This window comes from Sphingomonas sp. OTU376 (genome assembly GCF_038440415.1).
Taxonomy (GTDB): domain Bacteria; phylum Pseudomonadota; class Alphaproteobacteria; order Sphingomonadales; family Sphingomonadaceae; genus Sphingomonas; species Sphingomonas kyeonggiensis_A.
Genome location: NZ_JASATQ010000105.1, coordinates 1 through 10,986, shown reverse-complemented (window position 1 = coordinate 10,986; position 10,986 = coordinate 1). Strand labels below are relative to the sequence as shown.

The 10,986-nt window shown below is 67.5% G+C and carries 14 protein-coding genes; all 14 read left to right on the top strand.

Going from position 1 to position 10,986, the window contains the following annotated elements:
* Nucleotides 1–344: 344 nt before the first annotated feature.
* The 14 genes from AAHM44_RS23860 to AAHM44_RS23795 all read left to right on the top strand — a co-directional run bounded on the left by AAHM44_RS23860 (nt 345) and on the right by AAHM44_RS23795 (nt 10,970).
* Nucleotides 345–509 (top strand): hypothetical protein, encoded by a 165-nt coding sequence (locus tag AAHM44_RS23860; RefSeq protein WP_342251554.1) that lies wholly within the window; start codon nt 345–347, stop codon nt 507–509.
* Nucleotides 510–644: 135 nt separating this feature from the next.
* Nucleotides 645–1,103 (top strand): hypothetical protein, encoded by a 459-nt coding sequence (locus tag AAHM44_RS23855; RefSeq protein ID WP_342251553.1) that lies wholly within the window; start codon nt 645–647, stop codon nt 1,101–1,103.
* A 414-nt stretch (nt 1,104–1,517) separates the two neighbouring features.
* Complete coding sequence (locus AAHM44_RS23850; protein ID WP_342251552.1) at nt 1,518–1,835, top strand: DUF736 domain-containing protein; 318 nt, start codon at nt 1,518–1,520, stop codon at nt 1,833–1,835.
* 126 nt (nt 1,836–1,961) lie between these two features.
* On the top strand, nt 1,962–2,159 hold the full coding sequence (locus tag AAHM44_RS23845) for a transcriptional regulator domain-containing protein (protein WP_342251551.1): 198 nt from the start codon (nt 1,962–1,964) through the stop codon (nt 2,157–2,159).
* 58 nt (nt 2,160–2,217) lie between these two features.
* Nucleotides 2,218–2,736: a DNA -binding domain-containing protein gene (locus AAHM44_RS23840; protein ID WP_446746021.1), complete on the top strand. Its 519-nt coding sequence runs from the start codon at nt 2,218–2,220 to the stop codon at nt 2,734–2,736.
* Nucleotides 2,737–2,840: 104 nt separating this feature from the next.
* On the top strand, nt 2,841–3,101 hold the full coding sequence (locus AAHM44_RS23835; protein WP_342251549.1) for a helix-turn-helix transcriptional regulator: 261 nt from the start codon (nt 2,841–2,843) through the stop codon (nt 3,099–3,101).
* On the top strand, nt 3,101–3,994 hold the full coding sequence (locus AAHM44_RS23830; RefSeq protein ID WP_342251548.1) for a replication initiator protein A: 894 nt from the start codon (nt 3,101–3,103) through the stop codon (nt 3,992–3,994). Before AAHM44_RS23835 ends, AAHM44_RS23830 begins: the two co-directional genes overlap by 1 nt.
* Nucleotides 3,995–4,292: 298 nt before the next feature.
* On the top strand, nt 4,293–4,799 hold the full coding sequence (locus tag AAHM44_RS23825; RefSeq protein ID WP_342251555.1) for a DUF2840 domain-containing protein: 507 nt from the start codon (nt 4,293–4,295) through the stop codon (nt 4,797–4,799).
* Between the two features lie 11 nt (nt 4,800–4,810).
* Entirely contained in the window at nt 4,811–5,380 is a 570-nt protein-coding gene (locus AAHM44_RS23820; RefSeq protein WP_342251547.1) for a S26 family signal peptidase, read from the top strand.
* 17 nt (nt 5,381–5,397) lie between these two features.
* Nucleotides 5,398–5,733 carry a DUF736 domain-containing protein gene (locus AAHM44_RS23815; protein WP_342251546.1) on the top strand — a complete coding sequence of 112 codons (336 nt, stop codon included), beginning with the start codon at nt 5,398–5,400 and terminating at the stop codon, nt 5,731–5,733.
* A 4-nt stretch (nt 5,734–5,737) separates the two neighbouring features.
* A complete protein-coding gene (locus AAHM44_RS23810; protein WP_342251545.1) occupies nt 5,738–6,490 on the top strand; it encodes a lytic transglycosylase domain-containing protein in 753 nt (250 codons plus the stop codon).
* A 244-nt stretch (nt 6,491–6,734) separates the two neighbouring features.
* Nucleotides 6,735–8,480, top strand: coding sequence for a relaxase/mobilization nuclease domain-containing protein (locus tag AAHM44_RS23805; RefSeq protein ID WP_342251544.1), 1,746 nt, complete (start codon nt 6,735–6,737; stop codon nt 8,478–8,480).
* A gap of 34 nt (nt 8,481–8,514) precedes the next feature.
* On the top strand, nt 8,515–10,548 hold the full coding sequence (locus AAHM44_RS23800) for a conjugal transfer protein TraG (protein WP_342251543.1): 2,034 nt from the start codon (nt 8,515–8,517) through the stop codon (nt 10,546–10,548).
* Nucleotides 10,545–10,970 (top strand): CopG family transcriptional regulator, encoded by a 426-nt coding sequence (locus tag AAHM44_RS23795; protein ID WP_342251542.1) that lies wholly within the window; start codon nt 10,545–10,547, stop codon nt 10,968–10,970. The genes AAHM44_RS23800 and AAHM44_RS23795 overlap by 4 nt, the downstream gene beginning before the upstream one ends.
* Nucleotides 10,971–10,986 lie beyond the last annotated feature (16 nt).

Below are 10,986 nucleotides of genomic sequence, written 5' to 3'. Positions count from 1 at the left end.
CAACCCCCCCCCCACACCCCATCATTAAACCGCCCCCCGGGGGGGCCCCCCCCCCCGCTGCCTGTATCCCCGTCATTCATCCGTGATTGCTCGCACGGCCTACCCCTGGGCGTCGAGAGCATATTCGATCGGCATTGGGGCAGATTCCCAAGGAGCGGAGAGCCGCCCCGCCCGACGATGCTGATCCCCGGGCGCGAGGACAAGCCTCCTTCAATCAACCCGTAAAGGGTCCGCTACGCGCGCGTGCGGCCGCGCCGGGCGGCGCGGTGATTGCGGCCTGTCCCCGGCCGGCGGGGCACCTGTCGGGCGGGGACGGTCTCCGCTCCAGCACAGGAGCCTTCCAGATGCCGCTCGCAACCGCGCAATCCTTCGCCTGGACCCTCTCGCGCACGCTGATGACCATCGTTCTCCTGATCAGGACGGACAAGGGATTCTTCGCCATGCCGAGCGAGGAATTCGACGGCGATCCCGCACAGATCGTCCGCGAATATGACCCGTTCGCCCGCTAGCCCGATGCGGCGACTGGGGCAGGGTCGTCCGGCACCACTTGCGGCCGGATGGGGCCGTGCTAGGGTTCATGCGCAGATCGCGCTGTGGAGGTGGTGGCGGGCGCGTCCGATGACGACATGTCATGGAGGACGCTTATGACCCTGTTCCTTGTCCTGGCGATCTTTGCCGGATTCTATGCACTGTGGCTGGTCTTCCGGCTCGCCGTCCACGCGCTGCCTTTCTATGCTGGGCTCGGTGCGATGTTCTGGCTGCTTGGCCACGATCATGGCTATATCGTCTCGGTTCTGGGCGGCCTTGGCGCCGGCATTCTCCTTCTCGTCGTCGCCGAGCTCGCATTCGCGCTGATAAAGTCGCCGGTTCTGCGCGCATGCATCGCGCTTGCTTTCGCACTTCCCGCGGCATTCGCCGGATACCACGCCGCGCACGGCATCGCCGGCCTTGCGATCGATCCGGGTCTGACGCTCGACCTGGTGAGCTGGACTGGAGGCCTGGCCACCCTCGTCGCAGCGTGGCGACGCGTCACCCAATCGGGCGCATCCTTGCCGAGAAAAAGGGATCGCCCAGGATCGCTTGCGCCGTCCATCCGGACGTGATTCCCGCATCTGGAAGACCCAGCTGTCGAGGCGGGCGCGGTGCCTGGCGGCATCGGATGACCAGCCGAAGACCTGTGCAGGGCAGGGCATAGCTGGCCCACAAAGATCGCCCGTTCCCGGGCATCACGACCACCGCCTATCGGTTCCGTCCCGAATCGCTTTCCGTGCTCGCTTGTCGCCTCGAATGGATGCGCCTGCCGGAAGGGCGCGTTCCGCTCGATCGGCGTGTCGCAACCCGCCCGGCGAACTTTCTTCCCCCGGCGTACCGCCGTTCCTCGCGAGCCAAGAAAGCTAGCCGTACGGGTCCTTCGCTGGCGCTACGGGCTGACGCTGCGACGCCGATCGCCATCCGGCCTGAACCGCGCATCGAGGCTGCAATCGAGCGCCTCGAACTCTCGGAAAAGGAATTTCATCATGGCGAAGATCGGCAGCTTCAAGAAGGTCTCGGGCGAGTTCCGCGGCCAGATCATCACCCTTTCGGTCCAGTCGAAATCGGTCCGGATCGTTCCCGAAACCAACCCGAACGGCAATGCGCCGACGCACCGGGTGCTGGTCAACGACGCCGAAGTCGGGGCCGCCTGGACGAAGCGGACCAATGACGATCGACCCTATCTTTCGGTCAAACTGGATGATCCCGGCTTTGTCGCCCCGATCTTCTGCCAGCTCTTCGAGGGTGACGAGGGCGCCTATGATCTGGTCTGGACGCGGCCGAGCAATCGCAACCCGAACTGATCCGGGCGGGCCCGCCGACGACCATGCCGGCGGGCTCCCCATTTCTGGGGAGGCCGCTCCCCAATTGGCGGAATGTCCCAAGAAACCGCCACCTTCCAAGTTGCGCGCCGATTTGTGCGAGGGCGTATGGCAGGCCGGCAAAGCACGTTCGAGGATCCGCGAGGGGGCCTGGACATTGCCGGGTTCGCACAGGAGTTCCTGCGGCGCAACCCGGACTATCGTCGCGAATATGCCGAACTGCACCTCGACAGGGTCGACCCGAACGGACCGGACCCGGAGGTCATGGCCCGACGATGGGGGCTGATCTTTCCCGGTCTCGCCTGACGACTCGCCCGGGCACGCGCCCGCGCTCTGGGCGCCGTCCCTTTCGCCAACGACCGTCATCGTCGAACCCGCGCCTGGGGGCTATCCCGGTCTCGATCCGCGCGACATCGAGGCCTGGCCGATCATTGCCGCGGACCACCGCGATGCAAGCGGGCGGCACATGATCCTGCGCGATGTGGATGGGCTGCACCGCTTGTGGATGCGCGCGGCAGAGGACATCGGCCCGCTCGCTTATGTGCTGATCCGCGACGATCATGTCGACCTTCGCCATGCAGCGGTGCGGCGCCTCGACCGGCGCCTGGCCGGCGCACCGCCGGCACGACTGCCGCCCGGATTTCGGCCGACGACGTTCCAGCGGCAGCGATTATCGCTGCTGCTCGACCTGCTCGATGCCGTCCTGGCACCAGCCGCGGCCTACACGTCGTACGAACTTGCGCGGAAGATCGTCTATTCCGGGCTGAGCGTCGGGCGCGGCGCCGAATGGAAGTCGTCGTCCCAGCGGCGGCGGACCCAACGCCTGGTTGAAGAGGCCATGACGCTGATGAACGGCGGCTATCGCACGCTCCTGTGCGGATGACGCCTGCTTCAGGTGCGACAAAAGTGCCGCGTCCAAAATAGCCGCTCCGCCTGCTTCGCCCTTCTCCGTCACGGTCCGCCGAGCCCATTCGACGGAGACCGCACATGGACGACGCGAGACCGCATGGTCCGCCCCGCTACCTGAAAACCCCCGACGCGGCGCTTCACGTCGGGTTGAGCCCGCGCACGCTCGAAAAGCATCGCTACTGCGGGACAGGTCCGGATTATCACAAGCTCGGGGGCCGCGTTCTCTATACGCTCGAGGCGCTCGATGCCTGGCTGCAGCAAGGGCTGCACAAGCCGACCGCGACCGCCATCATGAAGATTGCCCCCGTCTGGCACGGCGACGGGCCGGTGCGCCGCTGATGTCGCACGCTGGTTCATCCCGAGCGGCTGCATTTGGCGAGCGCGCGCAGCTCGAGCTTTTCCGCTCGATCCCTGGCGACATTGCACTGCGCGACGCGCAGGATCTGATGGTCTGGCCGTTCTTCAGCCTCGCAAAATCGAAGCGCGTGACGCCCATCGACTTTCGCATGGGCGAGACCTGGATCTCGGTCGAAGCGGTTCCCGAGCACGGCATGGCGACGATCTGGGACGCCGATATCCTGCTCTGGGCGGCAAGCCAGATCGTCGAGGCGCGCGACGCTGGTCGGCCGACCTCGCGGCTGATGGCGACCACGCCTTATGAGATCCTGACCTTCACCGGGCGGGGAACGGGCCGCGACAATTACGACCGCCTGCGCGCCGCACTCGACCGTCTGCAGTCGACGACCGTCGCGACCTCGATCCGTCAGCAGCACCAGCGCCGACGCCATCGCTTCTCCTGGATCAACGAATGGCAGGAACGCTTCGATGTGCAGGGCAGGCCGCTTGGCATCGAACTCATCCTGCCGGACTGGTTCTATGCAGGCGTGCTCGACCGCGCGCTGGTTCTCACGATCGACCGCCAATATTTCAGCCTGACCGGCGGTCTCGAGCGCTGGCTCTACCGGCTTGTGCGCAAGCATGGCGGGCGCCAGCCGGGCGGCTGGAGCTTCGACTTTGCGCATCTCCACCTGAAGTCGGGCGTGCTGTCGCCGCGCAAACGCTTTGCATTCGAGCTGCGTGCGATCGTGCGGCGCCAATCCCTTCCTGGATACACGCTCGCGATCGAGCGTGCATTCGGCCGGGAACGCCTGTACTTCGCCCCACTGCCGGTCGATCCGCTCGATGCCGCCATGCGGCGCGTGCGCCTCAAGCCTGTGGACAAGCGGCCATGACCCTCGTCCTATCGGGAACCGGACAGCTCGTCCCATCAGGAACCGCATCCTCGTCCTATCGGGAACCGGATGCGCATATAAGCTGCTGCGATCATTGGAAAATGATCGCGCCTAACCATGCTAATAGAAGGGAATCCTTCGGATTCCTGCTAACGCGCGGCGCGCTGCCATGCGCTATCGGCGCCGGCCTGCGCCCGATCCCGCCCGCCGGCCGCAGCAGCGCACCCGCAGCGGCGGCGACACGCCGCGGCGCCCGATCTTCCCATGCTTCCTTCGGGGTACGCTCATGACCGTCGCAATGCCTCTCGGACGGCTGCCGCCGGTGCGGACCGGACGCACCGGTTCCGTACGAACCGAAGTCGAACTCATCTGGATCGAGAAGCGCCTCGAGCACTGGATCCGCTTCGGTCGCATCGCCGCAGAGCGCATCGCGACACGGCGGACGCGCTTCGTGTCCTTTCGGCCCGGCGCCATGTTCGCGTTCGTCCGCTGGAGCGCCAACGACTTCGGCACGATCCATTCTCGGATCGATATCCTGCGCGCGCCAGGCGAAGGCGAGGGCTATACGACGCTGCCCTTTGTGCAGCCCGGTGGCGAAATCCATCTCTCGGTCGAGGGCTGGCCCAGGGTCGCCCAGGTGCTCGCCGCCATCGACGCGGTGGAAAGAGCAGGCGTCGATCCGTGCGACGCCGCGCCCGATCACTGGCGGCATGTCGGCAATCGGATCGCTTCGGGCGAGGTCCCCAGGCCATATTCCGCGGAGCGACACCGCGCCTGGCTGAAGCGCAAGGCGCTCGGGCAATGAGGCGGCCGCGCATGGCTCCGATTGCGCTCGGGATTGCCGGTATTTGCGCGGTCCTGGTGCCAGCGATCGGCCGGTTTGCTCCGAAACCCCGGCTGCTCTGGAACGCCAGTGCCAGCGCGCCGATCGGACTCTATCGCGTCCATCCCGGCGCCATGCTGCGCGCCGGCGACCTCGTTGCCATCTCGCCACCGCCCTTGCTGGCCAGAATGATGGTGGAGCGCCACTATCTCGCCCTCGGCGTTCCGCTCCTGAAGCATGTCGCGGCGCTTCCCGGGCAGATCGTCTGCCGCAGCGGCGGCGCCGTCACGATCGCCGGCCGCCTCGTAGCGCTTGCCCGGCCGTTCGACAGCCATGCCCGGATTCTGCCGTTCTGGCAGGGCTGCCGCCGCATCAGGGAGGGCGAGTTGTTTCTCCTCAATCCCACCGCCGATAGCTTCGACAGCCGCTACTTCGGGCCCGTGCCGGCTGCGGGCCTGATCGGCCGCGCGACGCCGCTTCTCACGCGCGACACGCCGGGCGCCGCGCTTTGCTGGCGCGCTGGTGGCCAGTCGCGCGCGCTCCGATCCACTTCCCAACCATGACGAAAGGAGCATCACGCATGCAAATCGGTACCTTCACGCAATCCCCTGACGGCTATGCCGGACGACTTCAAACGTTGACGCTCGATGTGGCGCTCCGCCTGGTGCGCCTGTCTTCGCCCGGCGCCGAACGGACGCCAGACTGGCGTATCATGCTCGAGGCCGCTGACGGCACGGTGGAGGTCGGCGCCGGCTGGAGCCATCGCTCGGACAAGGCCGGCGACTATGTCGCGGTGCAGCTCGATTGCCCGACATTTCCGCGCCCGATCCGAGCCAATCTGCTGCGCTCGCCCGCGCAGGACGGCGAGCACCTGCTGCTCTGGTCGCCGCGCGTGCGGCGCCCGAAGGCGGGCTAGGGGCATGCGCGCCATCAGCCGATGCCGTGCAGGCGCGATGCGCGCCGGTGCGGCCATCCTTCTCGTCTGCGCGGTCCCTTTTGGTGCGGCACAAGCACGAAAACCGCTGCAATCCGTCGCCGCCGGTGGCGCGCTCCCGGCGGATGCCCTGATGACGGCTGTGACCGAAGCCTCGCGCCGTTTCGGCATTCCGGAGATGTGGATCTGGTCCGTGATCCGGGCGGAGAGTGGCGGCAATCCGCGCGCCGTGTCGCCGGCGGGCGCGATGGGATTGATGCAGCTCATGCCCGCCACCTGGGGCGTGCTGTCCGCCCGCTACGGTCTCGGGCAGGACCCGTTCGACATTCGGGCGAACGTGCTTGGCGGCACCGCCTATCTGCGCGAGATGCTCGATCGCTATGGCAATCCCGCAACCGCGCTCGCGGCCTATAACGCCGGGCCCGGCAGGGTCGACGATTGGCGGACGACCGGTCGAAGGCTGCCTGCGGAAACCACCGCCTATGTGCGCCGCATCGTACCGACGCTGGCCGTCGCCGACATCGCGACGCCTGAGCTCGCGCCGCCATCCTGGCGCGATGCGGCGCTCTTCGCGGGCTCAAAGGCGGACATTGTCTCGTCCAGAGAGCTATCCGCTCCGTCTGCTGCTGTCGCCGCCCGAAACGATGGCGAAGACGGCCGTTCGACAGCAGCGAGCCGGGATGTCGCGGGCCCGGCAAACCTCCTCTTCGTCCCTCTTTCCGGGCAGCCCAGGCTGTGACCGAAATCGCCTGGCGCGTGCAGCCCGTTGCTCGATTGGCGCTCTCGCCTGAGAGCGTGCGGGAGGTTCTGCAGGGAGGGAAGGGGCGATGGCGAGATAAAAGGCGCGCCAGCCGGGGGCGGCTATGTGGTTGTGAAACAGGAAGGAAATCGTCTGGCACCCCGATCGGGCGTCTGGCGCCTTCCGGGATTTTCCCAAGGAATTCAACGCCCGAGCGTCTGGCGCCGGCGGCGGATGCGGTCCGATGACGGGCGACGAGAATGAATTCCAAATTCGTCCAGGGCGAAGCCGGGATGCGGGGAGTGGGGTGGGCAGGCGCTCCCAGAGCCTTGCCGCCCAGGTCCGCCGGGCTGCTGCAAGGGCCGGCCATGCGAGGCGCGGCGGCAAGTCGGGACGCGGTACCGGCGCCGCCGGGCGCGGCCGGATCGCGCGGCTGCGCACCGGCGGCCAAAGCGCAAGCCGCCGGGTGATCATCAAGGCGCGCGTGGTCCGCCATCACGGCGTGCGGTTTCGCGCGGCGCCGCTCGCCCGGCATGTCGCCTATCTGAAACGCGACGGCGTGACGCGCGACGGGCGCGACGCGAACCTGTTCGATGCCCGGTCCGATGCCGCCGACGGCGATGCCTTTGCCGCGCGCTGCGAAGACGACCGCCATCATTTCCGCTTCATCGTCAGTCCTGAGGATGCCGCCGACCTGGCCGACCTCCGGACCTTCGCGCGCGAGTTGATGGAGGATATGGCCCGGGACCTGTCGACGCCGCTCGACTGGGTCGCCGTCGATCACTGGAACACCGACAATCCGCACATCCACATCCTGGTGCGCGGCGTGGCCACGGACGGCACCGACCTCGTCATCGACCGCGACTATATCCGCGAAGGATTGCGCGCCCGCGCCGAGGAACGCGCGACGCTCGAGCTTGGCCCCAGAACCGGGCACGAGATCCGCTCCGCGCTCGAACGGGAAGTCGGCGCCGAGCGCTGGACGAGCCTCGACCGCTCGCTCGAGCGAATGGCCGGCGGGATCGACGGCACCATCGACCTAAGGCCCGACCCGCGGGACGATCCGGGCATGCGGCAGCTTCTCATCGGCCGGGCGACGACGCTCGAGCGGCTCGGACTCGCCGACCGCGAAGGCCCGGTTTGCTGGACGATGCGGCCCGGTGCCGAACGCACCTTGCGCGATCTCGCCATCCGGACCGACATCATCAAGACAATGTACCGCGCGATCCTTGCCGAGGGCCGCACGGCCGATCCGGCAGGCTTCGCCATTCATGCGGGCTCGCCCGCCGATCCGGTCCTGGGGCGGTTCGTCGAACGCGGCCTCGACGATGAGCTTGCCGGCTCGGCCTATGCGGTGGTCGATGGTGCAGACGGCCGCCTTCACCATCTGCGGTTCGACGATATCGAGATGACCGGCGACGCGCGGCCGGGCGCCATCGTCGAGCTGCGCTCCTGGCAGGACCGGCAAGCACGCGATCGGTCATCGCTCGCGACGCGGTCCGACCTGCCGCTCGAGGCGCAGATCACCGCGTCCGGGGCGACCTGGCTCGACCGCCAGCTGGTCGCCCGGGATCCCCTTCCCACCGGCAGCGGCTTCGGCGCCGATATCCGCGCGGCGCTGGAGGCGCGCTCGCACTTCCTCGAAGGAGCAGGGTTGGCGCGCCGGCAAGGGCAGGGGTTCCTCTTCGCCCAAGACCTTGTCGCGACGCTTCGCGCGCGCGAGCTCGCCCTGGCAACAGAGGCGATCACCGACCGGACGGGTCTCCCGCATCGCCCGTCGGCGCCCGGCGAGCATGTCAGCGGCATCTACCGCGAGCGTGTGACGCTTGCCTCGGGGCGCTTCGCGATGATCGACGACGGGCTGGGTTTCCAGCTCGTGCCCTGGCGCCCGGCACTCGAAGCCCATCTCGGCGGCCAGGTGCGCGGGACACTGGGCCCGGGCGGCAATGTCGACTGGGCACCCGGCCGAACCAGGGGACCTGGTCTGTGATGCCGTCCCGTCCATTTCCACAGGAGAAGCGCAGGTGAGTGCAACGAAGATCCTATGGGGGCAGATCGTCATCGTTTTCGGCGTCGTGCTGGGCGGCGTCTGGGGGGCGACGGAGTGGACCGCCCATGCGCTGGGATACCAAAGAGCGCTGGGCAAGGCGTGGTTCGTGATCGGCGACCTGCCGGTCTATCCCCCGCCGGCCTTCTTCTGGTGGTGGTTCGCTTATGATGCCTATGCGCCGGCGATCTTCCTCCGGGGGGCGGCCATTGCCGTCTCGGGCGGTCTGCTCGCCATCGCCATTGCGATCGCCCTGTCGGTCTGGCGCGCACGCGAGGCGAAAAAGGCGGAAACCTATGGGTCGGCGCGCTGGGCGACGCCTCGCGAGATCGGCAAGGCGGGGATGCTCGGCGAGACGGGCGTCGTGCTCGGCCGGCTCGCGGCGCGCTATCTCAGGCACGACGGACCCGAGCATGTTCTCTGCTTCGCGCCGACGCGTTCGGGCAAAGGCGTCGGTCTCGTCGTGCCGACGCTTCTTGCCTGGCCGGAGAGCTGCATCGTCCACGACATCAAGGGCGAGAACTGGCAGCTGACAGCGGGGTTTCGCAGCCGGCACGGCCGTGTCCTGCTGTTCGACCCGACCAATCCGAAGTCGGCTGCCTACAATCCGCTGCTCGAGGTCCGCAAGGGCGAGTGGGAAGTGCGCGACGCGCAGAATGTCGCCGACGTGCTCGTTGACCCCGAAGGAAGCCTCGAGAAGCGTAACCACTGGGAAAAGACCAGCCATTCGCTGCTTGTCGGAGCTATCCTCCATGTCCTCTATGCCGAACGCGACAAGACGCTCGCGGGTGTCGCCGCCTTTCTCTCGGACCCCAGGCGACCGATCGAAACGACGCTCCGGGCCATGATGACGACCCCGCATCTGGGGGAGGCCGGTGTCCATCCTGTCATCGCGTCGGCCGCGCGCGAACTGCTCAACAAGTCCGAGAACGAGCGTTCCGGTGTCCTCTCGACCGCGATGTCCTTTCTCGGCCTCTACCGCGATCCGGTCGTGGCGCGGGTCACCGGCAAGTCGGAGTGGCGGATCGCGGATCTGGTGGACGGCGGGGAGGCCGTCTCGCTCTATCTGGTCGTGCCGCCGTCCGACATCAGCCGGACCAAGCCGCTGATCCGGCTCGTCCTGAACCAGATCGGGCGTCGCTTGACCGAGGAGCTCAATCCTGCGGGCAACCGGCACCGCGTCCTGCTGATGCTCGATGAATTCCCGGCACTCGGCAGGCTCGACTTCTTCGAGAGCGCGCTCGCTTTCATGGCGGGCTATGGTCTCAAGGCCTTCCTCATCGCGCAGAGCCTCAACCAGATCGAGAAGGCCTATGGTCTGAACAACGCGATCCTCGACAATTGCCATGTGCGGGTGAGCTTCGCGACCAATGACGAGCGCACCGCCAAGCGCATCTCGGACGCACTGGGGACGGCGACCGAACTCAGGGCCATGAAGAACTATGCCGGCCACCGGCTTTCCCCCTGGCTCGGCCATCTCATGGTCTCGCGGACCGAAACCGCACGACCGCTCCTGACGCCGGGCGAGGTAATGCAATTGCCGCCCGGCGACGAGATCGTCATGGTGTCCGGCCTGGCACCGATCCGGGCATCGAAAGCGCGCTACTATAGCGATCCGCGCTTCCGGGTTCGTTTGCTGCCGCCGCCTGACCCCGCCGAACCGAAAGCCACGCCCCGCCCGCGTGACGACTGGTCTTTCCTGGAACCCGTCGCGCCGCCGCTGATACCCCGCGCCCAATCGGTATCCTCATCCGTTTCTCCAGCGGATGAAGAAGCAGAAGCGAGGATAGGCGAGGGCTCGGCCGACAACGCCAATTCCGGTCTGCGCCGCGAGCCGGGCCTTGGCGCGCATGAAGACATCGCGCCCGCTGCGAGCGCGCCGCACGGCGAGTTCGAGTTCGACAACGAGGACGAGGCCGAGGAACACCAGCTACAGCGGGCCGCCGAGCGTCAGATGGCGCGCAACGCGCGCAACGCCTCGCTCGACCCGAACGACGGGATCGACCTGTGAGGACGCCCCGCGTCAAGAGCACGTTCCGCCTGCCTGCGGATCTCACCCGGCAGCTCGCCGATCACGCCCGCGCGCGCCGCGCCTCGCAGACCGCGGTCCTTGAAGCGGCACTCGAATCCTTCCTCTCGCCCGACGGTGCCGAGCGGCTCGAAGCAGCGCTGGCGCGCCGGCTCGATCGGATCAGCCGCGACCTCGGGCGGCTTCAATGGCATGTCGAGCTCGGTAACGAGACGCTGGCGCTGTTCATCCGCTTCTGGCTGACGAGCACCGCGCCGCTTCCCGATACCGCCATGAAGGCCGCGCAGGCCATGGGCAAGGAACGATGGGAACGGTTCGTGGAATCGCTCAACCGACGCATGGAACTGGGGCCTCGCCTGCGCAGCGAGGTATCGGAGGAAATCGGCGGCACGGGCGACATCTGAGCCGGGCGCCGGGCCA